The sequence below is a fragment of the Mucilaginibacter sp. genome (assembly GCF_965200995.1).
GTDB lineage: Bacteria > Bacteroidota > Bacteroidia > Sphingobacteriales > Sphingobacteriaceae > Mucilaginibacter.
In genome coordinates, this window is the sequence record NZ_OZ241743.1 from 1514470 (window position 1) to 1541182 (window position 26713).

The following is a 26713-nucleotide window of genomic DNA, read 5'->3' on the forward strand; positions in this document are numbered from 1 at the left end:
TTCTTTTTCTCGCCCTTGCTAAAGGGCCTTACTTACCGGTTTAACTTAAATTTTTTACCATGAAATTTATTGTACTGCTTATTGTAGCGCTCTGCTGCGGTAGGGCAGGCTATGCGCAAAACAGCTTTAAGGCTATAATGCGCGATGGCCAGACACAGCAGCCGCTTGCCGGCGCTACGGCATTGGTCATCAGCTTCGGCAAAGGTGCCGCAGCTGATACTTCGGGGTTAATTATATTGAAAGACATCCCCAACGGGCAACAAATTATTAAGTTCAGCTTTGTAGGATACCAGTCACGCCTGGATACACTTACGTTTCCTTTACCGCAGGACACCACTCTGATGGTTAATTTACAGGCGGCTGAGAACAACGGACTCAACGAAATCATCATATCCGCCACGCGCAGCAGCCGTACCATTGCTAATATTCCTACCCGTGTGGAGGTAATTTCGGGTGAGGAACTGGAGGAGAAGGGCAACATGAAGCCCGGCGACATCCGGATGCTGCTGGCCGAAAGCACCGGCATACAAACCCAGCAAACCTCGGCCACCAGCGCCAATGCCGACATCCGTATACAAGGGCTGGATGGCCGGTATACGCAGGTGCTGCGCGATGGCTTTCCGCTATACGCCGGTTTCTCGGGCGGCTTGGGCTTATTGCAGATAGCACCACTGGATTTAAAGCAGGTAGAGATCATCAAAGGTTCCTCCTCCACCCTGTACGGCGGCGGGGCCATTGCAGGGCTGGTTAACCTGGTTTCTAAAACGCCGGAAGAAGAAAGGCAACTGAACCTGCTGCTCAACGGTACTTCGGCGGCCGGGCTGGATGCCAGCCTGTTCTATGCACAGAAGTTCAGTAAGGTTGGCATTACCATCTATGCCGCCTACAATCACGGCTCGCCGTATGACCCGGCGGGGATTGATTTAACGGCTATCCCCAGGTTTAACCGCTATACGCTTAACCCCAGGCTGTTTGTATACTTCAACCCGCGCACTACGCTTAGCGTGGGCCTCAACAGTACGGCAGAGAACCGTATTGGCGGCGATCTGCATTATATTGAAGGGAACGGCAGTGCGGCACATGCCTATTTCGAGGAGAACCGCACCGGCCGTTACAGTCTGCAAACGCAACTGAGCCATCAGCTGAATGCTAATGAAAAACTGACGCTGAAAAGCAGCGCCAGCTACTTTGCCCGTACCATTAACCTGCCCGGTTACCGCTTTTCGGGCGTGCAAACTGCTACCTACAGCGAAGCCCTGTACAACCGCGACGGCAAACGGGCCAACTGGATAGCCGGACTGAACTTTGTAACTGACCATTTTGGCGAAAGCCGTAACGAGGCTTACCCCTTGCGCAGCTATACCTATAATACCATAGGCGCCTTTGTGCAGAATGAGTTGACCATAAATCCGGCTTTCAGCCTGGAAACCGGCCTTCGGGTGGACCGGCATAATGCTTACGGCACTTTTGTGCTGCCGCGTATTTCGGCCTTGTGGAAAATCAGCAGTTGGGTAACCAGCAGGCTGGGCGGCGGCCTGGGTTATAAAGCGCCTACGGTGTTTACCGAGGATGCCGAGCGCATACAGTTCCGCAACGTACTGCCGGTGGATGTGCAGCATACGCGCGCCGAACGCTCCTATGGGGCCAACTATGATGTGAACTACCGCACCGGGCTGTTTAATGATGCGGTGAGCTTCAACATTAACCAGCTATTCTTTTATACCCGCATAGCTAACCCCATACGCCTTACGCTGCTGGCCGATGGCAACCTGCAATACCAGCAGCCCGCCGGCAATTTAACCACCAGGGGTACCGAAACCAATGTAAAGCTGACTTACCAAAATTTTAAGCTGTTTTTGGGTTATACCTTTGCCGATGTGCACCAGCAGGAGGGTACGCTTACTGCCCTGTATCCGCTGGTATCCAGGCACCGGCTGAACAATGTGCTGGTATATGAGCAGGAGGATAAATGGAAGATCGGCCTCGAAGCCTACTATTTCAGCCGCCAGCAGCTGAACGATGGCGCTACCGGCAAGCCCTACTGGACCACCGGGCTGATGGCCGAGCGCCTGTTTGTGCGTTTTTCCCTGTTCATCAACTTCGAGAACCTCACCGATACCCGCCAAACCCGGTTTGATACCATCTATACCGGCAGCGTTACCAACCCCGTATTCCGCGATATCTACGCGCCGCTGGATGGGTTTGTGGTGAATGGGGGCGTGAAGGTGAAATTATAATTGTGAATGATTTGAGAACGGCGCGATTTTGCACTTTATACCTTTTTGAATTTTTGTAATTACTTTCAAACCAGTGAAGGCTCGGTGCGCAGGCACTCGGCGTTGCCCGGTAAGGGGCCGGCCGCAAATTTGAGTTTAAGGAATTGGCTGGTGCGTGCCGGGTATAGAGCTTTACACCGGTGGCATAATCCGGATGTTGGAGCCATGCGGTAATATCCTGCATTGTGCAAAGCTGCGACAGGGAAAGGACAACAAATTATGGGGTGAAAATTTAAAACTCTATATTCAACCTTCAAACCATTATCTCATGAAAAAATATTTGGATTTTTTTAAAGATTATTCACCAGTCTTAATCACCTTGATTTCAGGTTATTCTTACCTATGCGCGTACGTGTATGAATGGGGGTACATCGAGCACTTCAATATAGCTAATGGCTACATCTCTATCGACTTATCGATTCTCCTCAAATTTGCATCATACGCAATTGTAATTACTTTCAGCGTCCTACTTGTTACTGCTGCAATATTAGTAACACCACTAAGTAAATCCTATAAGTCAACTTGGTTATTGAGAATCATCGCACTCGTAATTATATACAATTTAGCATCTGTCTACTTTTTTCGAGAAAGTTTTGAATGGTATTATATTGTCCAAGATGTTGCTGTTATTATGATTATTGTCTACACTGCAGAAAGTAAAGCAAAAAAAGTTAGAAAAGAGTTTTATAAAATAAACGTAAGGTTGCAAGACCCCATACCAAGGCAGAAATTTGACAGAATTTTTCCGATTGAGTTTTATATTGTAGAACAGCTTTTTAGGATACGATATATTGTTTTTGTCCTCTTTATTGCAGCAATGTATTTTTGTTATTACAGTTACGTTGCTGGCAACCGACAAGCTGAACAACAAGTCACATTCAGTGTGATGAAAAGTAAGCCTTGGATGTGTTTAATAAGAACTTATAGCGGCAACTACTACTTCAAAAATTACGACTCGAAGAAAAACACTTTTGGAGATACCCTTAAGGTTTTAAAAGATGATGGAAGTGGCGGTGTGGAATTATATGATACCACATTTGCGCCATTAGTCAAGAGATTACAAATCGAGCAGTTACATAAATAATCTATTAAATGAAAAGTTGAGGCAAAAAAAAGCTGCTCCATTTCTGCAGCAGCTTTTCAACTAATTAACTAAAATACAAAATACTATTCCGCAGCCGGTGGCTCCTCGCCTACAGCGGCCTTTAGCTTATTCGCAGGCTTCTCTACCCTTATGCTGGCGCGAGTTTGCAACTCGTGCCTTTTATGATATAAGCGAAACCCTGTATCGCTATAATAAATTTTTGCCTGTGGTCGGTGTTATCACCGCACCACTCTGCTATTGACCTGCCAGCGGGTGGTACGGTGATAACACCGACCACAAGCAAAAAGTATATGTAAGATGTCAAATACCTGTATTGTTTCTTTAAGTATTAATTTTATAATATTGTGATTCTATATCACACATTTTATGTCAACCAAAATCTTTTACAACACGCTACTTTTAGCCAGTACGTTTTTCTTCGCACTCATAACAAATGCACAAAATGTTATCGCTCCCCTTAAACCCAACTGGCAAAATCTTGATTTGGCCAATGATGGCGTATTAGGTATTAGTACAGAAAAAGCTTATACCGAGTTACTTAAAGGCAAGCCGCACAAGCCTGTAATTGTAGCTGTAGTTGATGGTGGGGTCGACATCAATCATGAAGATTTGAGGAATGTGATTTATACCAACCTGAAAGAAGTTGCAGCCAATCAGCAGGATGACGACAAAAATGGCTACAAAGATGATTTTCACGGCTGGAATTTTATTGGCTCTGCCAAAGGCGAAGTTCATTATGATAATTTAGAAGTGGTCAGGCTGGTACGCGAGCAGAGTTCGAAATTTGAACAGGCTAAGCGTTCCTCATTTAAAGGAGAAGAACTGGCAGCTTATAAAAAGTATAATGAAATGAAAGCTGACATAGAAAAGCGTACCGCTGCTGCCCAGGCAAACCTGCAAGGATTGATACGTTTTAAAAGATTGCTCAGCGACACCCTGTTGGTCAGATTAAAAAGAGAAAATGCTACGAGTGATGATCTGAAAAAATTTTATTCGCGCAATTACCGGGAATATTTTGTAGTGCAGACTTTAATCAATCACATGGTACTTTATGGCAATGTTAATGACTTTATAAAATTTGAGCTGGATTACCCTATCCAGCATTACCAGGAACAGTTATATTATAACCTCAACATCAACTTTAATTCTCGTGATACGGTAGGCGATAATTATGCCGACAGTAAAGAAAGCGCTTATGGAAACGCCAATGTTACCGGCCCGGATGCTGATCATGGCAGCCATGTAGCAGGGATTATTGCGGCATCAAGAGATAATGATTTAGGTATAAAAGGAGTGGCGAATGATGTTTCGATTATGTCGGTACGCACAGTGCCTGTAGGTGATGAGCGTGATAAAGATGTAGCTAATGCTATACGTTACGCAGTAAATAATGGTGCTAAAATTATTAACATGAGTTTTGGCAAAGCGTATTCTTACAACAGGCAAGTGGTAGATGAAGCTGTAAAATATGCCATGGGTAAAGGTGTGTTGATTGTACATGCCGCAGGCAATGAAAATCAGGATAATGATATTTTACCAAATTTTCCGAACCGGATTTACGAAGATAAAACAGGCATAGCGCCGGCATGGATTGAGGTAGGGGCTTCCGGACCTTTGAATACCAACGAGGTTAAAGCTATATTTTCCAACTATGGCAAAACCAGCGTAGATGTTTTTGCACCCGGTGTGAACATCAGGTCGGCAACGCCCAACTCAACCTATAGTATAAAAAGTGGTACCAGTATGGCCGCTCCTGTAGTAACCGGTCTGGCCGCATTAATATGGTCTTACTATCCAAAACTTACGGCACTTCAAGTAAAGGAAATTATACTTAAATCGGTACAGAGAATTGATAATGCAGTTGTGGTGAAAACCGAGGATTCAGCTAAAAACATGCTTTTTACCGATTTATGTATATCAGGAGGCATTGTGAATGCTTATAATGCGTTGCAACTTGCTGCTACTTATTAAGATAATTGTTTCGCAGTTAAATACCATGCGCTCACTTAAGTCATTCAAGGTGTTTAGAATACATCCGGATGAAGTCTATCACCGCGCAATGACGAGCGGCAGTTGTACCTTCGCGCTCACTTAAACTATTTCCAATTTAACCGCTTACTATTATTGCATTTAGCCCGCCGAACGCCTATTTTTGCAGCCAATACTGAAGATAACAACCATGAAAAATACAGAAGAAGATAAAAGTCAGGATGCCATTTTTTATATTGTGGCCCTGGTAAGCGGCCTGTTCGTAGGCGGCATTATTGGTAAAGGATTTATGTATATACCCATCGGCGGTGTATTGGGCCTGCTTTCGGCGGTTACGTTTATCAAATTCATCGTGCGGGGCCGCCATAATGAGGAAGTCTGAGGACGACCTACAACCCGATCTCCCCTCATTCATTAAAAGCTGGAACCAGTTTTACGGTATTGTTGCCGTATGGCTGGTTTTTTTAATTCTTATCTTCGGGCTCATTACCCAAACCCTTAAATGAGCCTTACCGACTGGATTGTTTTAGCCGCTACCTTAATTGCCGTGATAGGCTACGGCCTGTGGAAAAGCGGCCGCAGCCAGAATACTGACCAGTTTTTAATGGGCAACCGCTCCATGCCCTGGTATGCGGTAGGGCTGTCGGTTATGGCTACGCAGGCCAGCGCCATCACCTTTTTATCGGCCCCCGGTCAGGCGTTTAGCGACGGGATGCGCTTTGTGCAGTTCTACTTTGGCCTGCCCCTGGCCATGATTGTGCTGTGCATCACTTTTGTCCCCATCTTTCACCGCCTCAAAGTATACACCGCCTACGAGTACCTGGAGCAGCGGTTCGACCTGAAAACGCGGGTGCTTACCGCCTTTTTGTTCCTGCTGCAGCGGGGGCTGTCTACCGGTATCACCATTTACGCGCCCTCGGCTATCCTGTCGGTCATACTCAACTTAAACATTACGGTGACTACCTTATTTATCGGTACGCTGGTGGTTTTATATACCGTGTATGGCGGTACCAAGGCGGTATCTTATACCCAGCTGCTGCAAATGAGCATCATTTTTGGCGGCATATTTATGGCCGGCATTATGGTGGCGCACCTGCTGCCGGCTAATGTGGGCTTTGTGAAGGCCGTACAACTGGCCGGCAAAATGGGCCGCATGAACGTGATCGACTGGCATTTCGACCCTTCCAGCCGCTACAATGTATGGAGCGGGCTGATCGGCGGCTTTTTCCTGCAGTTGTCCTATTTCGGTACCGACCAGAGCCAGGTGGGGCGTTACCTCACCGGCAGCTCGGTGGGCCAGAGCCGTATGGGTTTGATCATGAACGGGCTGATTAAGATACCGATGCAGTTTTTGATTTTGCTGATGGGTATTTTAGTATTCACGTTCTACCAGTTTAACCGCTCGCCTTTGTTTTTTAACAGCTATGCGGTAAATGAGGTGCAGCACAGCAAAGTTGGTGAACAATACCGGCAACTGGAAAGCCATTACAACGCCATTGCTGCCCAAAAGCAGCAGGCTGCCCAAAAGCTGGTATCGGCTTTAAATCAAAACAATGAGGCTACGGTACGGCAGGCGCAGCAACAGCTGAAAGCAGTAAACATACAGGCCGATACCTTACGCAAGCAGGGCGTGGCCTTAATTAAAGCCAACACTAAAGGTGCAGATGCCGATGATACCAATTACATCTTTCTGAACTTTGTAACCCACTACCTGCCGCGCGGACTGATCGGGCTGCTCATCGCCATTATCTTTTTAGCCTCTATGGGCTCAACGGCCAGCGCCTTAAACTCGCTGGCTTCCACAACGGTAATAGATGTATACAAGCGGATGGTGAACAAAGAAGCATCTGACCGGCAATACCTGACGGTATCGCGCCTGGCTACCGTATTCTGGGGCGTGGTGTGCATCATCATGGCCTTGTATGCCGGTCGGCTGGGTAACCTGCTGGAGGCCGTGAACCAGTTAGGCTCTTACATTTATGGGGTGATACTGGGCGTTTTTGTAGTGGCTTTCTATCTGAAACGTATCCGTGCCGGCGAGGTATTTATAGCCGCCCTGCTGGCGCAGCTGGTGGTGGTGCTTTGCGGCTGGTTTAATGTGGTGGCTTACCTGTGGTTTAATGCCATTGGCTGTTTGCTGGTGGTGGGCATTGCCTGGCTGCTGCATCAAATCAGCTTCACACCTTCGCCCGCTGAGGAATAAATGGAATGACATGGTTGGGTTATCCTTGTCCCTAAATGCCATAACTTAGCCATTACTGCATTAACTGCCAAATGCTATTTATACCTTTACCTTATGTCTACCAGTCAGCACATTAAAGTAGCGGTTGATGCCGTAGTTTTCGGGTATACCTCTAAAGAAGGATTATCCATACTGCTGATTAAACGCAAAATTGAGCCTTATCTGGGCATGTGGGCATTGCCGGGCGGATTGGTGGGCAACGAGGAGTCGCTGGAAGATGCCATTCAGCGGGAGTTAAAGGAAGAAACCGGCATCAGCATCAATTACCTGGAGCAGCTGTACAGTTTCGGCCAGCCAGACCGCGACCCGCGCAACCGGGTGATCTCTGTTACTTATTACAGCCTGGTAAAGCCGGGCGCTTTCGAACTGAAGGCCAGCACTGATGCCAGCGATGTGGCCTGGTACAACATCAAAAAGCTGCCCGCACTGGCCTTTGATCATAGCGCTATTATTGATGTGGCACACCACCGCCTTAAAAGTAAGATACTTTACGAGCCGGTTGGCTTTGAATTGCTGGAAGAAAAGTTTCCGTTCTCAGAACTCGAAAAACTATACATGGCGGTGCTGGACCGCCCGATTGACCGCCGGAACTTTAAAAAGAAGATCAGCAAGTTTGGCTTTTTAGAGGAAACCACAGAAAAGCAGGCGCTGGAAGGCGCCGGGCGGCCCGGAAACCTTTACCGGTTTAATGAAGCCAGGTACTTTCAATCTAAAAAAGATAAGATCAGCTTTGAGATTTAAAATAAAGCAAATTTTATTTGCGTAATAAATACGCTTATTATATATTTGTGTATAACTAACGCAAATGAATATGTCAACAGCAGTTGTTATTGCCCGTTTCCAAACCCCTTACCTGCACGAGGGGCACCGTAATCTGCTCACACAGGTAAGTGCCAAGCATGCCAAGCTGGTTATTTTATTGGGTGTAAGCCCCATTAAGGGCAGCCGTAAAAATCCGTATGATTATTACACCCGCGAAAAGATGATCAAGAAGGATTATCCTGATGTGGTGGTGCTGCCCATCAGCGATCATCCGAGCGACAGGGTATGGTCGGAAAACCTGGATAATTTGTTGAAAAGCGTTTTCCCGAACGAGCACTTTTGTTTGTATGGCAGCCGGGACAGCTTTATTCCGTATTACCAGGGCAAGTTGCCTACGGTAGAACTGCCTGAGCATGGCGACCATAACGCTACTGAGCTGCGCCGGCAATATGCCGACAAGGTGTATGACTCGAATGATTTCAGGGCAGGTATCATTTATGCGTATTATAACCAGTATACCAAGGTATACCCCACCGTTGATATTGCCGTGTTCCGGGATGAAAAGGCAGAGATTTTGCTGGGCCGGAAGGCATTGGCTAACCAGTGGCGGCTGGTGGGCGGCTTTGCCGACCCCGAGGATGAAAGCTATGAGTACGCGGCCAAACGTGAACTGGCTGAAGAATGCGGCAGCATCGAAACCTGTGAAATGACGTATGAAACTTCAGGCAAGATTAATGACTGGCGCTACCGCAATGAGGCGGATAAGATCATTACCCTGCTTTTCAGCTGCGATTACCGGTCTGGCACGCCAGCCGCGCAGGATGATATTGCCGACCTGTGCTGGTTTAAGCTAAGCGAGTTGCCGCAGATGATCACAGACGGCAAAACCGCTGAGGAGCATACCGCCCTGCTCAACTTTTTGATGAACAAATACCTTAAAACTTTATAATTATGAAACGCGAGAATTTAATACTGCTGGCTGACGCCTATAAATATGCGCACCACAAACTATACTATCCCGGCACTACACAGATTTACAGTTACCTGGAAAGCCGGGGCGGCCTGTTTGATGAAACCATCTTTTTCGGGCTGCAATATTACCTGAAGGAGTACCTGCAGGGCCAGGCCTTTACCCAGGCGGATTTGGATGAGGCCGATGGTTTTATGCAGCAGGTATTTGGCCGAAATGATGTGTTCGACCGTTCTAAATTTCAATATATTATTGATAAGTATGACGGCCACCTGCCGGTAAAAATCAAGGCCGTTGCCGAAGGTACCGCCGTACCTACCGGCAATGTACTGATGACCATTGAGAACACCGACCCGGAATGCTACTGGCTCACCAACTTTTTAGAAACGCTGCTGATGCAGGTATGGTACCCCTGCACCGTGGCTACCTTAAGTAACCAGATCAAGAAGGTGATCACCCAGTATTATCTCGAAACCGCTGCCGGGGGTGCCGAGGCCGGGATTGATTTTGTACTGAATGATTTCGGCTTTCGGGGCGTGAGCAGTGTAGAGGGCGCCCGGATTGGCGGTGCAGCGCACCTGATCAACTTTAACGGCAGCGATAACCTGGCCGGCAGTGGTATGGCCATTGATTATTACAATGCAGCCAAAGTGTACGGCTTAAGCATCCCGGCTACCGAGCACAGTATTTGTACGCTGCTGGGCCGCGAGGGCGAACTGGAAATTTTCAGGCATATACTGCGCACCTTCCCTACCGGAACCATTGCCTGCGTATCCGACAGTTACAACATCTTCAGGGCCTGCGAAGAATACTGGGGGACTGAGCTGCGCGACGAAATACTGCAGCGCAATGGCACACTGGTGATACGGCCCGACAGCGGCGACCCGATCAGGACGCTGCTGGCTATTTTCAATATCCTGTTTGATAAGTTTGGCTATACCACCAACAGTAAGGGCTTTAAAGTATTGCCGCCGCAGGTGAGGGTGATACAGGGGGATGGGGTAAATTACGAGGCCATTAAGGATATTTATAAAGCCTTAAAGGATAACGGCATCAGCGCCGAGAACCTGGTGCTGGGCATGGGCGGCGCCCTGCTGCAAAAGGTAGACCGCGATACCCAGAAGTTTGCGCTTAAATGCAGCAGCGCGGTGATTAACGGGCAAACTGTAGCCGTTGAGAAAAGCCCTACCGAAATGGATGCTAACGGCAACATTACCGAAAGCTTTAAAAAGAGCAAAGGCGGCCGCTTAAAGCTGGTAAAGGTAAACGGCGCATTCAACACCGTAAAGGAGCAGGAGCACCCGGAACTGGCGGATGAACTGCACACCGTTTTTGAAAACGGGCAGTTAACCGGTTCCATCAGTTTTGAAGAGGTAAGGGCCAACGCTAATTAATCATCACCATGAAAAAGCTATTATTTGCCATAAAGGATTATGAATACCTGGCCGAAAAGGTACTGGCCTGCAGCGATTTTGAAAAGGGTGAGCTGGAAGTAAGCCATTTTACCGATGGCGAGCGTTACCAGCGCATCATCTCCGGCATCGAGAACCGGGACGTGATAGTAATTGGCGGTACGGTTACCGATGAGGCTACGCTGGAACTGTATGACCTGGCTTCCTCGCTGGTGAGCTATGGCGCCAATTCTTTAACGGTGGTGATCCCTTACTTTGGGTATTCCACCATGGAGCGGGCGGTGCTGAGCGGCGAGATCGTCACCGCCAAAACGCGGGCGCGGCTGTTGTCCTCCATCCCGAAATCAAACCGGGGGAACAAGGTGCTGCTGTTCGACCTGCACTCCGAGGGCATCCAGTATTACTTTGAGCATGATCTGTACCCGGTACATGTGTACTGCAAGGATATTGTGATTGCCGCCGCCGGGCAGTATGGCGGCGATAACTTTGTGATGGCCAGCACCGATGCCGGCCGGGCCAAGTGGGTAGAATCGCTGGCGAATGATTTAGGGGTGAACCCGGCCTTCATCCTCAAGCGCCGCCTGAAAGGCGACCATACCGAGGTAAGCGCCATTAACGCCGATGTAGCCGGCAAAACCGTAATCATCTATGATGACATGATCCGCTCGGGCGGGAGCATCATTAACGCCGCCAAAACCTACAAGGAAGCCGGGGCAGCCGACATTTACGTAATTACCACGCACGGCCTGTTGGTGAACAATGGTATGGAAAAATTGAAAAGCTCCGGCCTGATCAAAAAGCTCATCTGCACCGATTCGCATGTGAACACCCAGCTGATAAACGATGATTTTGTGGAGGTAAGGAGTATAGCCGGACTGATTTGTAACGCCATTTAAAAGAGGGCACATTTAAGGCAGCCTGGCTACCCGCAGATGGCCCCGGCGCAGGAAGATATGGTAAAGGTACTGGCTAAGTTTGAAATCAGAATTGTAAGAATGGCAGACCCAAAGGAATGGCCAGAGGATTGAAATTTTTAATTAATCAACAAAACAATGATGTTTAATAAATTGTAATTTAATAACCGCTTATATGTTTATCTGCTTTATCGGGCTTATTTAACAGCAACACATTTTATGCTTTAGCAATGTAGCTCAATACCGTAAAGAAAAAGCCTTACTAACTGGTGAGGCTTTTTGCTGATTAAAATGCAATGGCAAATTTTAACGGAAAACTATTGATGTTGAGATTAACACTGTTGATCTGCGTTAAGAAAAGCCTGTTCTTTTCTTCGTTGGGGGTAAGTACATATTGCCATACGCCGCGCAGTTGCTGGTAGTTGTATCCTAATGAAAACGAGTAGCGGTTACCGCTGCGCTTGCCTGTCCAGCTGTAGCCCAGGCCGCCTTCGCCTTTGGCCCCATTACGAAAATTGCTGCCCAAGCCCGGCGCATAACCGCCATTGCCATAAATAAACAGGTGCTCCCTGAGCGAGGGAACTGTATATTGAAGGTTTATGTAAACTGGCAGGGCGTAACGGGTATAATCGCCAATGTTCAGGTAAAAATCTACATCTGCACCCAGTCCCACCCGGAAAGCAGGTGAGAGCTGTTTGGCCAGCACGATGCCCAGGTTCAGGTAGCTGCCGTCATGATCTTTTTGGTTGACTTGGTCAGCGGGATTGGCAGGATATAGTGTATTAATAAACGGCGTATTGGTGCCACTGATATTGACCTTACCTGCATCAAACAAAAGTGCCGCATGGGGCTCTACGATAAGCTTGCCCTTATTTATTTCCTGCCCATACACATGGCGAGCCAGGATCAGCACAAGTAACGTAAGTATTGAATTTAATATTTGCTTCATCTCTTTATTTTTTTAGCCTGTGGTCGGTGTTATCACCGTACCACTCCTTATATTTTTATTAGCCTGTACCTATAGGTGGTACGGTGATAACACCGACCACAGGCTGCAAGCGAATTCCCTCTTCTACGGGTGCGAGTTTGCAACTCGTGCCTTTTATGATATAAGCGAATTCACTCACTCAGTGGTATATCTTTATATGTTGTAAACCATTTGGTTAATCAACTCCATTCTTTCATTCTGTGTATGATTTGGTGAAAAGTGATTTGTATAGATAGGTGGTCTCAAATGTTTCTACAAGTCTAATCCACTCAACACATGAGTTGATTTAATTATCCATTGATTGTAATCTATCAAATTCACCCCTGTGAAAGTCAAGATAACTTTCCTTGTTGTGTATAGGTAAATTCTTATATATTCTTCCTGCTTCTAATCCTATACTGCTTATGTCATTGTTTGATAACGATGATGATATTATTAATGTCTTATCATTTTTAAAAGAAATCAAAAATCTATCAAATAGCCTATCAATAAGAGGGCTAAAAATAAATCCATTACATACGTCCATTCTTTCTCTGTTATTACATATAGCCCATGGTTTTATATGACTTGCATTTAATAGGCGCTTGTCCTTTATCCCAGTGATTGGACATTTAGGTTCTCTTTTTAGCAAGTTATCACGAAATTTACTTTGACCTATTCTAATTAGAGCTTCCACACTCACCTCAGTAAGTAATGGTTTATCTTCGTCTAATACTTGAAGTGTTTCATCATATTCAGCCAGTGATATAATACCATTATTAATGCGTTTAAAATCTCTACTTCTGTATAAAACACCTCGTATACCTGCTTGCCATTCAATAGAGCGCTTAGCTTCAGGGTAATACTTTGTTATTTCACTATAAATTATTGACCAGTTTGCAACCCCATTATGATCTAAAAGAACCCTTTTAATAGCTTCTACCTTAGTCATACTTTAAACTATGATATTCGTCTTCTTGAATCTCCTCAATTTGGGTAGAATCTATCTCCAAAATTTGGGCAATTGCGGTAAAAAATAACCCTTGTTCTCGAAGGTGCTCAGCAAGTTCATCAGTTTTTTTAACTGAGATTTTAACAATAATAGTTTCCATATTGGCTAATTTGAATAGCACAATTTATGCATTTTGAATAAAATAGACAAGCTGTTATCAGCTTATCCCCCCCTTTTGCTGGCGCGAGTTTGTAACTCGTGCTTTCTTATTTAATGCCAGTCATGCCCACACCATCGGCACTGCTTTGCTTCCGGCGTTCGGGCCAGTTTTTGGCATACAGGGCAAAGGTTAAAGAATACCTGATCAGGATTATCATGCAGAATGCGCCCAACGCAATTTAGGATAAATTGAACGTAACCGTTAGTTAAAGAATTTAATATTATCGGGTCATCACTTAAAAGGCCTTTATTGTAATACATACGAACCATAGCAGGGTTCTTGACATGCTCAAGTTTAAGTGTAGAGCGGTGATGCCTAAGCGCCGTTGCTTCTTGCAGAGTGAGTAGATTGCTATAATAAGCAATAATGTAATCCGCTTTTTCTATGGTGATATTTGCCATACTGTAAATATTGGAAAATAATATACTACCTGTTGTTGCTGCAATTCCATAAATTTGTTTTTGTTGTATAATAGGTCAAATAGTTAAACATACAGAAATATCTGTATAGCTTCCCTTACCCGCCCCAAGCAGCAGTACAAACTCAACAACTCTTCCCAAACAACCCCGTTTTCCTGCATGGATTCGAACCACGATCTGCTGAGCCAGAATCAGCCGTGCTGCCGTTGCACCACAGGAAAATAAAAGTAGAACGTACAGGACTTGAACCTGTAACCCTCACCGTATAAGGGTGCCGCTCTCACCAATTGAGCTAACGTTCCATATGCATTAATCTACTCATAACCAGTAGGGTAATACGGATTCGAACCGGGAGCCTTCACATCTCCAACGGGGTCATCTCACCCACTGAACTACTACCCTGTAAATTCCCCCAAACGCAAAAAATCCCCTTAAGTGCTGCCTAAGAGGATTCTGAATATTGTTATCTTTTTATCAATACATACCCATTCACCTCCGGTAGACCGGTTGCGGCAATTGTATCTGTATTGAGTTTGTTTTCATGATGCAAGTATACAACATCTATTTTGTAAATCAAGAAAAATTTGTAAAATATTTTTTGTTGCCTATAAAGCGGTTTAAATCAAGTAAGATATACAGCTTGTCATGGCGAGGAACGAAGCCATCCCGTTGCCTACAGGGCGTACATGCATAGCTACGGGATGGCTTCGTTCCTCGCCATGACAAAGTTTAGCGGCTGTTAAAATAAAGCCCAGTAATCATTCCGGCCGCAATATATTGATATTAATAACGAGCTATATGAAGTAGTTCAATTGAAGCCTACAGCTGGGTGTAATTTTCAATTGTAATCTTAAAAAGATATAAAACCAATAAACACATACTCATACTTTACACCTAACAATCAATAAAAACTTTGTACCTATAACTTCCCCCTCACTGGTTTAATTCTTCCCTGCAAGGGGCGACTTAAATCATAACACAGAACCAAGGACTCCTGTCCGCCTTTGGCAGCAGCAGTTTTCAATAAAGCATAAACTTTAAAGGCAAGTGCAACTATTGTTTGTTCATTACTATATTGCGCACAGAAGCGCTGGGTAATATGTTGTGATTTAAGTCATCCTTCGGAAGGCTTAAACCAGTGTTGGGTTTCATGGTTGTTATCTTTAGTATTGGGTGCAAAAATAGGGGTTCGGCGGGCTAAATGCAATATTAGACCTTGTAACTATACAGCATTAAAATATTTAAAGTTACTTGTGTCAAAGCCGACACAATTTATTTTAATAGTATCAAAGGCAATATTATACAAATCCTTAAAGTACACTAAAATCATTTCTAATTGTGCTATTGCTCTTTTAAAGTGCACATCATGTGTCAAATAGGTAATACTGTTATCGCTTTGCCCATCCAGCTTATCATTACATAGGTACCTTGCCCGCCTTGAAAGGTTCTCTAATCGTACATAAGAAACATAGATATTTTCATCTATTTTACAAGGCGATAAATCAGCAAAGAGGGCATTTTTAACCTTTTCATGGGTTTTGTAATGAAGGTTTGCTTTGCTTGCAATATGGGCATTCATTAAATGTACCGCCACGTAATATGAACAGGTTACCTGCCAGTCCCAAGATCCGGTTGTATGGATGCTGATTTCAGATAATGTACAAAGATTCTTTTTTGCCTGATTAATGTGAGCCTGATAATCCGCCATGAAATTTCACTTCATTATAATGTGATGGTATCGGCAGATCATCTGACTGCTCAACTATAGTAGATGATATGTAAAATCCAGTATCAGCAAATTTAGCATTTGCTTTTGCCTCTGACAAAATCAATGCTTCTTCAGCTTTTTCGTCATTGTCTAAGATTTCAGCCCAAACGAGAATTTTTGCATCGGAAAAATCAAAAGCGAGTTTTTGAGGAGCTATTTTGTACGTAACAAAAGCATTAATATAAAATTGTACTAAGTTTCCAATAAAATATTTGCTGCTCGTATCCCTGATAGTTTTGCTTATTGCTGCGTAGTCTTCCAGCATAGCACTGGTGTAAAAATCTTTCAAATCTGATGGAGCTGTATTTGTTTCCATCATCATTTTATCGACTGAAATATGAGCAATAAAGCCATTGAACCATTGCTTAATGGCTTCATTGGATAGTACCTCATGTGTTTTATTGATAGTTGAATGCATATTGCGGGGAGGGTGCAAATATAGGTTCTATTACAATTATATAAAAATGTTTTATATAAGAAGAAGATTTGGCCTCAAAAAGTTTCATTTACAATAAGTTTAGTAGTGCATCGTTTTTGCAATTAACGTTATCTTAGAGGTTGTTTAAAAACGAGTAAAACCGCCCGTCATTGCGAGGTACGAAGCAATCTTTCAACGCCCTGTTGAGGCCTGATGCAGAGAGATGGCGCCCGTACCTCGCAATGACGCGCAGATTTTGTATCAACATTTTATGAAATGCATTCGACCTATGCGCAGGATAGCTTTGTTATGAATTGCCGGCACCCGAAACATAGGCGTAAAGGCCATACCAGTTACCGTTTATACTCTATGCTTCGGGTACTTCAGCATAACAGCGGTGATGATATGAGTTTAATAAATTCAAATACCTTCATCCAAACGTGCCCAATCCTGCCTGCTTTTATTTCGGAGCCGGTTTACATATTTGGGTTGTTCAAACAAATTTTTGCCCCAGTAAGAGTAGCTCCGGTCTTTAAGTTTACCCAACCGGTACTGCTGCCCGCTTTTTTCCAGGTAATCATCAATAAAGTCTATCCTTTTTTCCATATCCATATCGCGCACCTTTATGGTGGTTACCAGGTGTGGCTGCACCGCAATCTTAAACAGTTCGGGATAAGCAAACTCATACCTATAGGCCCAGCGGTAGCGGGCAACATCCCAGTAGGGTACCTGCTTAAAACACTCACGCTGTGCATCGCTGAGTTCCGCCTTGTTCAGTCGCCAATGGTAACCATCTATGGTGCTCAGCCTGGGCAGGTCATAATTATAGCGGTGATTATACCGCCTGCGCTTCGATTTTTTAAAAGAGGCGTCGTAATGATGCTGCCAGGTATTGATCTGGTCCAGTATCTGCTGGTAAAACTGGGCCTGTGCGCTTTTCTGAATTTCAGGTTTCAGCACAAAAAGCCGTACCCAGCCCCGCTGGTAAGGTTCAGCTAAAGGTACGGTAACTATGCGCCCGGGGTTATCATGCAACCGGTTACGTTCCCGGTCAAATCTTAAAAGTTGTTTATCCAGGTCTTCTTTCCGAAGACGTTTCTTTCTGTGTTCCGTTTTTAAACGGAACGGTAATGCCAATGTGCCCATGCGGACTGCTGCTTAAATTTTTCATGAAGGTGTGTGGTTTTGAAAAATTCATCCTGAACAGGATATACCCTTGTTTAAGCGCATAGGCGAACACCCCGTTAAACGGGAAGTGTGCACAGCAACAGAACGCAAAAAAGATTTCTGTCCCGCCTTAGTTCAGGCGGTATGCAAAGGGGTTATATGCAGCTAAGCGTAGTTTTCATTCCGGTGGAATTGGAGCAAAGATATAAAGTAGAGGTGAGAATTTAAAATAATTCGTCCGCCTGCCAGCGCAGGTAACACAGGTACACCTATCAGGAAAATAGATTTGCTGCATCCATAAACCGTTTGCCCCCCTGGGCAGGATAGACATGATGAATATTCCAAGCCTGTGGTTTACCCCACGCCGCCCTCCACTGACAAGCTCCTGTCAGCGTTCACGCACCGTGAACGCGAACGCCTGAATTTGCGGTATACAAGGCCATCGCACCGCCCGGAATCAGTTCTGTTTATGGTCAGCTATTGACTAAAATCAGCACTTTATCGACTTTTATGGCTTTTTATGATCAGGCCGCAAGCCTTATAACGGAGATAACAATAGCTGCCAGCCTATACCTTCCCCGTTCTTTTACGGAGCCGGTGAACACCCTGTCAGCGTTCACGCACTGTTCACGGTCAGGTGTTCACAGGCGTTCACGCCTGCCCCGTGAACACCTGTTTACCGTTTACCTGATCAATTTTTATTTATAAACATATTGATTATCAGTTATTTAAGTATATAAAAACAGGCCGATTGGTGCTGACAAATATTTGTCAGTGTTCACAGGTGTTCACACCACCGTGAACGTGAACACCTGCATTGCAACCGGGCTACTGGTTTGCCTTCATAGTGCCATTGCAGCCGTTAACAGCCGCACCTTCAAAAGGATAAAATTTATATAGGCGCCTGCCTTGCAAATACTTAACGCAATGCTATATATTTATGCCAATCTTCACTACCCCTTATGCAGCCTGTTTACAAGTCTATTTATTCCTCAAAAAACATCTTCCTCGTAGCCCTGGGCTTACTTGCCTTAGCTGTAGTTGCTTTTCTGGTATTCAGGCACCGGCATAAACCTGCGGTTAACCCGGCGTTCAGCAAGTATGTTGAATCCTACACTTCGGGCATGATCTCTAAGGGCGGTACCATACGCATAAAGTTAGCCGGAACGGTACAAACGGCCCATGCCAAAAATGAGCCGCTCAGCGATGATGATTTTGAGTTCTCGCCCGCCATAAAAGGTAAAGCCTACTGGGTAGATGCCCAAACCATTGAATTTAAACCCGCGGCTGATCTGGAGCCTGATAAATTTTATGATGCCGATTTCAAGTTGGCCGATGTTGCCCCGGTGCCCAATGATTTAAAACACTTTAAATTCTGGTTTCAAACCATTAAGCCCAATTATACGGTTGCCTTCGACGGGCTGCAAAGCTCCACCCGCACTTCGCTGGACCAGATGAAGCTGAGCGGCACCATCCAAACCGCCGATAAAGAGGCGGAACAAAAGGTAGAGCAGCTCATCAAGGTAAATTACACGCCCGGCACCACGCTTACCTGGCAGCACAACCATAGCCAAACGGTGCATCGCTTTACGGTTGACCACATCCAAAAGCCAGCGGGTGCGGCCTCATCCATTACGGTTAACTGGGATGGCGCCCCTTTAAACGTAAAGAGCAATGACCGTAAATCGTTTGAAGTTCCGGCACAGGGGGTGTTTAAGGTTATCGGTGTTAGATCGGTACAGGAACAGGACCAGTATGTGGAGGTGCAGTTTTCCAACCCGGTACAAATCGGGCAGGAGCTGAACGGTTTGATCAGCATTGCTAAAACCACAGATCCGGCCTATACCATTGAGGGCAGCCTGGTAAAAATCTATGCACCCGACCGCCTGCAGGGTGATTATCCCGTTGATGTGCACGAAGGGATTAAAGACATCAGCAGCAAAAAAACAACAGGCGCTTTTACTGCCAATGTGTTTTTTGAGAACCGCCTGCCAAGTGTAACCATCCCCGGCAAAGGCGTTATCCTGCCTGATTCGGGCCAGCTTACGCTGCCCTTTGAGGCCGTTAACCTGAAAGCGGTAGATGTAAGCATCATTAAAATTTACGAGAACAATGTACCGCAATACCTGCAGAACAATGATTATGACGGTCAGCAGCAACTGCGGCAGGTAGGCAAACCCGTAAAGGAGGTAACCATCCGCCTGGATAATGACAAAACACTGGACCTGACCAAGCATAACCGCTTCATGCTGGATGTTGACCACCTGATGCACACCGAACCGGGAGCCATCTACCGGGTAGTTATAGGATTCAGAAAGAAATACTCTTTATTTAATTGTAAACTGGGTAAAGTAACAGGGGGAAAAGCCAGTGATGATTATGAGGAGGGGTACGATGATTCAAACAGCGGTATAAACGATGAAGATAATGATTTCTGGCAGCGTTACGATAGTTACTATTCCGAAGGATATAACTGGGAGGAGCGCGATGACCCTTGCAGTAACTCCTACTATACCAGAGATAAATGGGCTACCCGCAATGTGCTGGCCTCCAACATCGGCTTGATAGCCAAGCGGGGCAACGGTAACGATATGATGATTGCCGTAACCGGTATCCGCAATGCGCAGCCTATGCCGGGTGTGGAACTGGATTTGCTGGACTACCAGAAGCAGCTGATCATGACAGCTACCTCTGATGCCGATGGCTTTGCCCACATCAGCCCTAAGCGCAAGCCTTGGCTGCTGGTGGCTAAAAGCGGCGATGAGCGCGGCTACCTGAAACTGGAAGATGGCGGCTCGCTGTCCATGTCTAAATTTGATGTAAGCGGCGAAACTGTGCAGCATGGCCTCAAAGGCTTTATCTACGGGGAGCGCGGCGTATGGCGTCCGGGCGATTCTATATTCGTTTCCTTTATGTTGGAGGATAAGCAAAAGACGCTGCCGCCTAATCACCCTGTTATATTTGAATTCCGTAATCCATCGGGCCAGTTGTACCGCCAGATGGTAAGCACCCGTTCGGTAGATGGTTTTTACAGTTTCCATACCAGTACAACTACAGCCTCGCCTACCGGCAACTGGCTGGCCAGGGTAAAAGTAGGCGGCGCCATCTTTGAAAAAAATATTAAGGTAGAAACCATTATGCCCAACCGCCTTAAACTGGATCTTTCGTTTGGCGGTAAAACAGAGCTAACCAAAGGCAGCAGCGATGGCGTACTTAATGCGCACTGGCTGTTTGGCGGCATCGCGCAAAATTTAAAAGCCAAGGTGGATGCGTTTCTATCTTCGCAAACTACCGCCTTCAAAGGTTTTGAAGGTTATACTTTTGATGATCCTACCCTCAGCTTTGGCACCCAGCTCCAAACGGTATTTGATGGCCGCCTCAATGCTGCCGGTGTTGCCCCCATCCATGCCAGCATTCATTTAGATAAACAGGCCCCGGGGCAACTGAAGGCTAATTTTTTAGTAAAGGTATTTGAGCCGGGTGGTAATTTCAGCATTAACCAGGTAGCGCTGCCGTACAATGTGTATAATGGCTATGTAGGTATCAAAACGCCGCAGGGCAGCGCATATAGTGGTATGCTGGGCACTAATGTGAACAACCGCATTGACATTGCAGCAGTAGATGTAAAAGGCCAGCCGTTTGCCGGCACCCGCAATGTAGAAGTAGAGTTGTACAAGATACAATGGCGCTGGTGGTGGGACCAAACCGGCGATGAACTGAGCAATTTCACACAAAACCAATTAAATAAACTGGTGGGCACGGCTAATGTAAGCCTTAGCAATGGTAAGGGAGTTTATAACTTGTATGTGCGCCAAGCCGACTGGGGGCGTTACCTTATCCGGATAAAAGACCCGCTTACCGGCCACTCTACGGGTAAAATTGTGTATGTGGACAGTGATGAACGCTTACAGGAGAGCAACCCTACCGATGCCACCATGCTTTCCTTTACGTCTAACAAAAAGAACTATCAGGTAGGCGAAACAGCAACGCTCACTATCCCTACCGGCAGCGATGGCCGGGCACTCATCAGCTTTGAGAACGGCAGCAAGCTTATTAAATCGGTATGGATAGATACCCGCCGCGGGCAAACGCAGTACAGTTTTAAGGTAGAGGCCAGTATGGCACCCAATGTGTTTGTGAATGTTACGCTGCTGCAGCACCATTCGCAAACGGCTAACGATTTGCCGATACGCATGTATGGCGCTATCCCCCTGCAGGTATATGACCCGGCAACCGTTTTAAAGCCGGTGATTGGCATGCCCGCGCAAATCAGGCCCGAAAGTGCATCAGCTATTACAGTTTCCGAGGCTTCGGGCAAGGAGATGACTTACACCGTAGCCATTGTGGATGAAGGCTTACTGGATTTAACCAGTTTTAAAACGCCCGATCCGCATAGCGCCTTTTATGCACGTGAGGCGCTGGGCGTAAAAACCTGGGATTTGTTTGATTATGTGATTGGCGCCTATGGCGGCAGCCTGGAACGCATCCTCAGCATTGGCGGCGACCAGGCGCTGAATAAAAACAAAAACATATCCGTCAATCGCTTTAAACCGGTAGTAAAATTTTTAGGGCCGTTCCATTTGGGCAAGGGTCAGCGGCAAACTCACCGGTTTACCTTGCCGCAGTACATCGGCTCGGTAAGGGCAATGATTATTGCCGGGCACAACGGAGGGTATGGCTACGCCGAGAAACCGGTAGCCGTTAAGAAACCGTTGATGATACTGGCAACATTGCCGAGGGTATTGAGTCCTAATGAAAAGTTCAGCCTGCCGGTTACAGTGTTCGCCATGGAAAAAAACATCAAGGCCGTAAGTTTGCAGGTACAATCCAATGCCTTTACGGCAGTTCAGGGCGGCACGCAAAAGGTGCTTAGTTTTGCTGCGCCCGGCGATCAGCTGGCTACCTTTGATCTATCAGTTAAAGACTTTGTGGGGGTAGGGAAGGTTCGCGTTATTGCACGCAGCGGCAATGAAACGGCAGCGTATGACGTAGCCCTGAACATACGGAACCCCAACCCGCCGGTTACCCGCAGTATTGAAAAAGAATTAAAACCGGGTGAAACTTTTTCGATGGCCTATGCGCCTTTTGGCATCAGCAGTACCAACAAGGCATCGCTGGAGGTTTCCTCAATGCCAGCCATCAACTTAGCCAAACGCCTGAATTACCTGGTAGATTATCCGCATGGCTGTATTGAGCAAACCACTTCGGCCGCTTTTCCACAATTATACCTCAAGCAATTGCTTGATTTATCGCCCCGGCAAAAAGCCGAAAGCGAGCGTAATATTAAAACTGCACTTAACCGGCTCTACGGCTTTCAGGCATCCGGCGGAGGTTTAAGCTACTGGCCCGGCGACCGTGAACCTGATGAATGGGGTACCAACTATGCCGGCCATTTCATGCTGGCCGCACAAGCGCAGGGTTATAGTTTGCCTGTAGGTTTGCTGGATAACTGGAAACGCTTTCAAAAACAAAAGGCTTTGAACTGGGCGCCCGATCCGCATAGTTTTTACGGTGCTGATTTGGTGCAGGCCTATCGCTTATATCTCTTAGCCCTGGCCCGTTCACCTGAGCTGGGCGCAATGAACCGGCTTAAAGAATTTAAGTACCTGACAAATGAAGCACGCTGGCGGCTTGCTGCCGCCTATAAGCTGACCGGCCAGCCTGAGGTTGGTTTGCAATTGATTGCAAAGCTGCCCTTAACGGTTAAACCCTACAATCAGCTATATGGCACTTACGGTTCTGATGTGCGGGATGAGGCTATGATTTTAGAAAGCCTGCTCCTGCTGGGTCAGCATCAAAAAGCGGCCACATTGTTACACACCGTTGCCGATCATTTGTCGCGGGACGACTGGTACAGTACGCAAACTACAGCCTATGCCCTGCTGGCTATAGCCGAATATTGCGGACAGAATAAATCAGGCAACAAGTTACAATTCAGCTACCAGCTTGATAAAGGTAACCTGGCTGTAAACTCACCTTCCTATTTATGGCAGCAGGGTTTAACTGCAAGCAGCGGCAAAGTAATGCTGAAAAATCAAGGCAGTAATTTACTGTATGTGCGCCTTGTTCAGCAAGGCCAGCCGGCACCGGGCCAGGAGCCGGCTCATGCCAATAATCCGGAGGTGATGCAGATGAGTGTAAAGTATTTTACACTCAAAGGCCAGCCATTGAATATATCCAGTTTGAAGCAGGGAACCGATTTTGTTGCACAGGTAACCGTTAAAAACCCCGGTCAGCGGGGCAGGTATGATAACCTGGCGCTTACGCAGGTTTTTCCTTCGGGATGGGAAATACTGAACACCCGGATGATGAATAATGACGAGGCGTTTAAATCTTCGCCATCTGACTATCGCGATATCCGCGATGACCGGGTAAATACCTATTTCAGCCTGGCCGAACACCAAACCGTTACCTACTATGTAATGCTGAACGCTGCTTACACCGGGCGCTATTACCTGCCGGCTACGTATTGCGAGGCCATGTATAATGCTTCTATTAATGCGCTTGAAAAAGGGCGGTGGGTTGATGTTGCAACGCAGCAAGCGTCAGCATCAAAAGCAAGGGTTATCCAAAAATAGTATAGGGTAAGGATTGGGAAGCTTGGGAGGAATGCGCTTGAAAAGATGGAAGAAACTGCTTAAAAGCCCTCTCCTTTGGGGTGGGCTAAGCGTTGTTTTTATACTCTTTTGGTTTTGCCTGCCTAAACGTTTATTTCACAACCCCACTTCCTACATCATTGATGATGCAAAGGGGCAACTGCTGGGCGCCGCCATTGCTGCCGACGGGCAATGGCGGTTCCCGTATGACAGTATAGTACCTGATAAATTTAAAAAGTGCATCATTGCCTTTGAGGACAAGCGCTTCGAACATCATTGGGGGGTTGATGTGCTGGCCTTTGGGCGTGCCATCAGGCAAAACCTGAAAGCCGGCCATGTTATCAGTGGCGGCAGTACCATCCCTATGCAGGTAGTGCGCCTGGCTACCCATCATCGCCGCACTTTGTGGAATAAGCTGCTGGAGATGGTGATGGCCTTTCGCCTGGAACTTACTTACAGTAGAGAAGAAATACTGGCGCTGTATACCAGCAATGCCCCTTTCGGCAGTAACGTGGTAGGGTTAGATGCCGCTTCGTGGCGATATTTTGGCCGCAGCCCCGGTCAGCTTTCCTGGGGAGAGATAGCAGCGCTGGCTGTATTACCCAATTCACCCTCATTGGTACATCCGGGCAAAAACCGGAAAGTATTGTTAAAAAAACGTAATGCTTTGCTGAACAGGTTATGTGCGCAGGGTATCATTAGCAAAAGTACCGCCTATCTGGCCAAACTGGAACCAATGCCCGATAAGCCTATACCGCTTCCGCAAATTGCGCCTCACTTACTGGAGCGTTTTAAGGCGAATGCGCAGGCATCGCATCAGGAAGGCAGCACCCGCATTACCACTACGGTACAGGCTGCACTGCAGCAACAGGTAAATGATATACTGGAACGTCATCATACCCTGTTAAAAGCAAACCATATCAACAATATTGCAGCTTTGGTGCTGGATGTGGAGAGCGGCGCCACTTTAGCCTATGCAGGCAATATATATCATCCCGATGATCCTCAGCTGGAAAGCAGCGTAGATGTGGCGGATGCGCCCCGAAGCCCGGGAAGTACGCTTAAACCTTTGCTGTATGCAGCTATGCTGCATGATGGCTTTATTTTGCCGCATAGCTTAGTGCCCGATATACCTACCCAGATTGCCGGCTATCACCCTGAAAATTTTGATTTGGGTTATGATGGCGCCATACCTGCCTCCAGGGCTCTGGCACGTTCCCTGAATGTACCTGCGGTAAAGATGCTGCAAAAGTATAAGTACGAGCGTTTCTATGATTTTTTAAAGCAGGCAGGTATCACTACCCTCACTAAGCCTGCTGATTATTATGGCCTTTCGCTCATTTTAGGCGGCGGCGAGAACACTTTATGGGAGCTTACCGGTGCCTATGCGGATATGGCCCGCGTACTGAACCATTATGCCCAATATCATGGCAAATACAATCCGGCTGATTACCATGCGCCTGTTTATGCCTTTAATCCGGCAGTTCAGGCTAAGCCACAGCTGGAAAAATCAGGCCTGCTGGATGCGGGCGCTATTTATTACACTTTGGAAGCGATGGAAGAGGTAATGCGCCCCGGAGAGGAAATGCTGTGGCAGCAGTTTGGTTCTACCCAGCGCATAGCCTGGAAAACCGGCACCAGCTTTGGCTTCAGGGATGGCTGGGCTATTGGTATTACACCTAAGTACGTGGTAGGGGTTTGGGTTGGTAATGCTTCCGGAGAAGGCAGGCCTGAATTAACCGGAATTAATACCGCAGCACCGGCGATGTTTGAAATTTTCAGGCTCCTGCCGGTTGCCCGCGATTGGTTTGAACTGCCTGCAAATGATATGGTAAAAATCAGCATTTGCCAGGAGAGCGGTTACCGCGCCGGTGAATACTGTACTGAAGTGCATGATGAATGGATGCCGGCCGGCGGTTTAAAATCATCGGTATGCCCTTATCACCAGCTGGTACACCTGGACCATAGCGGGCAATGGCAGGTTAACACCGATTGTATACCGCCAGACCAGATTATTAATAAAAGTTATTTTGTTTTGCCTCCGGCCATGGAGTATTATTACAAGATAAAAAATTATCAGTATGAAGTGCTGCCGCCTTACAGGGCCGATTGCTCTTCAACTGAAAAGGCAGTGCCTATGGAAGTTATCTATCCTAAAGATGGTGCAAAAGTCTATATCCCGGTTGAGGCTAACGGACAGCGCGGCCAAATGGTTTGTAACGCTGCCCACCGGCAACCCGGCACTAAGATATTCTGGCACCTGGACGAGCGTTTTGTGGGCACAACTCATGATTTTCATCAACTGGCACTTAATCCTTCGCCGGGGCTGCACAAGCTTACCCTTGTAGACAGTTATGGCAATACCCTGCAACTAACATTTCAGGTATTAGATAAAGCGCAGAAGAAGTTTAATTAGAGCTTCAGGAAATTAAACAGGTTACTTCTGTACTACAGAAAATTTACTTCAATATAATTGTGGTTGTTAGCCGCAATATTCAAAAAATGCAGAGTGATTGCCCCATATAAATAACAATCA

General features: G+C 46.4%; 19 protein-coding genes and 1 tRNA gene. 12 read left to right on the forward strand and 8 right to left on the reverse strand.

Going from position 1 to position 26713, the window contains the following annotated elements:
* Positions 1 to 59 precede the first annotated feature (59 nt).
* The 10 genes from ACY652_RS07165 (at position 60) to ACY652_RS07210 (ending at position 11652) form a co-directional block, all read left to right on the forward strand.
* Positions 60 to 2237, forward strand: coding sequence for a TonB-dependent receptor (locus ACY652_RS07165; RefSeq protein WP_462267353.1), 2178 nt, complete (start codon positions 60 to 62; stop codon positions 2235 to 2237).
* A gap of 307 nt (positions 2238 to 2544) precedes the next feature.
* Positions 2545 to 3360, forward strand: coding sequence for a hypothetical protein (locus ACY652_RS07170; protein ID WP_462267354.1), 816 nt, complete (start codon positions 2545 to 2547; stop codon positions 3358 to 3360).
* 387 nt (positions 3361 to 3747) lie between these two features.
* Complete coding sequence (locus ACY652_RS07175; RefSeq protein WP_462267355.1) at positions 3748 to 5352, forward strand: S8 family peptidase; 1605 nt, start codon at positions 3748 to 3750, stop codon at positions 5350 to 5352.
* 208 nt (positions 5353 to 5560) lie between these two features.
* Positions 5561 to 5752, forward strand: a complete 192-nt coding sequence (locus tag ACY652_RS07180) for a hypothetical protein (protein ID WP_462267356.1) — start codon at positions 5561 to 5563, stop codon at positions 5750 to 5752.
* The gene (locus tag ACY652_RS07185; RefSeq protein ID WP_462267357.1) at positions 5739 to 5876 is read left to right on the forward strand and encodes a hypothetical protein; all 138 of its coding nucleotides are present in this window, start codon (positions 5739 to 5741) and stop codon (positions 5874 to 5876) included. The genes ACY652_RS07180 and ACY652_RS07185 overlap by 14 nt, the downstream gene beginning before the upstream one ends.
* Positions 5873 to 7573 carry a sodium:solute symporter family protein gene (locus tag ACY652_RS07190; RefSeq protein ID WP_462267358.1) on the forward strand — a complete coding sequence of 567 codons (1701 nt, stop codon included), beginning with the start codon at positions 5873 to 5875 and terminating at the stop codon, positions 7571 to 7573. Before ACY652_RS07185 ends, ACY652_RS07190 begins: the two co-directional genes overlap by 4 nt.
* Before the next feature lie 93 nt (positions 7574 to 7666).
* Complete coding sequence (locus ACY652_RS07195) at positions 7667 to 8353, forward strand: NUDIX hydrolase (RefSeq protein ID WP_462267359.1); 687 nt, start codon at positions 7667 to 7669, stop codon at positions 8351 to 8353.
* A 70-nt stretch (positions 8354 to 8423) separates the two neighbouring features.
* Complete coding sequence (locus tag ACY652_RS07200; protein ID WP_462267360.1) at positions 8424 to 9323, forward strand: NUDIX domain-containing protein; 900 nt, start codon at positions 8424 to 8426, stop codon at positions 9321 to 9323.
* 2 nt (positions 9324 to 9325) lie between these two features.
* Complete coding sequence (locus ACY652_RS07205) at positions 9326 to 10738, forward strand: nicotinate phosphoribosyltransferase (protein WP_462267361.1); 1413 nt, start codon at positions 9326 to 9328, stop codon at positions 10736 to 10738.
* A gap of 8 nt (positions 10739 to 10746) precedes the next feature.
* Entirely contained in the window at positions 10747 to 11652 is a 906-nt protein-coding gene (locus ACY652_RS07210) for a ribose-phosphate diphosphokinase (protein ID WP_462267362.1), read from the forward strand.
* Between the two features lie 304 nt (positions 11653 to 11956).
* Here ACY652_RS07210 and ACY652_RS07215 read toward each other — a convergent pair whose 3' ends face one another.
* From ACY652_RS07215 to ACY652_RS07250, 8 genes are all read right to left on the reverse strand, one after another.
* A complete protein-coding gene (locus tag ACY652_RS07215; protein ID WP_462267363.1) occupies positions 11957 to 12619 on the reverse strand; it encodes a hypothetical protein in 663 nt (220 codons plus the stop codon).
* Between the two features lie 325 nt (positions 12620 to 12944).
* Positions 12945 to 13589 (reverse strand): HNH endonuclease, encoded by a 645-nt coding sequence (locus ACY652_RS07220; RefSeq protein WP_462267364.1) that lies wholly within the window; start codon positions 13587 to 13589, stop codon positions 12945 to 12947.
* Positions 13582 to 13749, reverse strand: coding sequence for a hypothetical protein (locus ACY652_RS07225; protein ID WP_462267365.1), 168 nt, complete (start codon positions 13747 to 13749; stop codon positions 13582 to 13584). Before ACY652_RS07225 ends, ACY652_RS07220 begins: the two co-directional genes overlap by 8 nt.
* A 110-nt stretch (positions 13750 to 13859) precedes the next feature.
* The gene (locus tag ACY652_RS07230) at positions 13860 to 14210 is read right to left on the reverse strand and encodes a hypothetical protein (RefSeq protein ID WP_462267366.1); all 351 of its coding nucleotides are present in this window, start codon (positions 14208 to 14210) and stop codon (positions 13860 to 13862) included.
* 246 nt (positions 14211 to 14456) lie between these two features.
* Positions 14457 to 14530, reverse strand: a tRNA-Ile gene (locus ACY652_RS07235).
* Positions 14531 to 15450: 920 nt separating this feature from the next.
* Entirely contained in the window at positions 15451 to 15936 is a 486-nt protein-coding gene (locus ACY652_RS07240; protein WP_462267367.1) for a hypothetical protein, read from the reverse strand.
* Entirely contained in the window at positions 15911 to 16414 is a 504-nt protein-coding gene (locus tag ACY652_RS07245) for a hypothetical protein (RefSeq protein ID WP_462267368.1), read from the reverse strand. Before ACY652_RS07245 ends, ACY652_RS07240 begins: the two co-directional genes overlap by 26 nt.
* A gap of 420 nt (positions 16415 to 16834) precedes the next feature.
* A complete protein-coding gene (locus ACY652_RS07250; protein WP_462267369.1) occupies positions 16835 to 17560 on the reverse strand; it encodes a hypothetical protein in 726 nt (241 codons plus the stop codon).
* Between the two features lie 983 nt (positions 17561 to 18543).
* Between ACY652_RS07250 and ACY652_RS07255 the strand changes: the two genes are divergently transcribed.
* Together ACY652_RS07255 and pbpC are read left to right on the forward strand one after the other, a co-directional pair.
* Positions 18544 to 24159 carry an alpha-2-macroglobulin family protein gene (locus ACY652_RS07255; protein WP_462267370.1) on the forward strand — a complete coding sequence of 1872 codons (5616 nt, stop codon included), beginning with the start codon at positions 18544 to 18546 and terminating at the stop codon, positions 24157 to 24159.
* Positions 24160 to 24190: 31 nt separating this feature from the next.
* Entirely contained in the window at positions 24191 to 26593 is a 2403-nt protein-coding gene (pbpC, locus tag ACY652_RS07260) for a penicillin-binding protein 1C (RefSeq protein WP_462267371.1), read from the forward strand.
* Positions 26594 to 26713 lie beyond the last annotated feature (120 nt).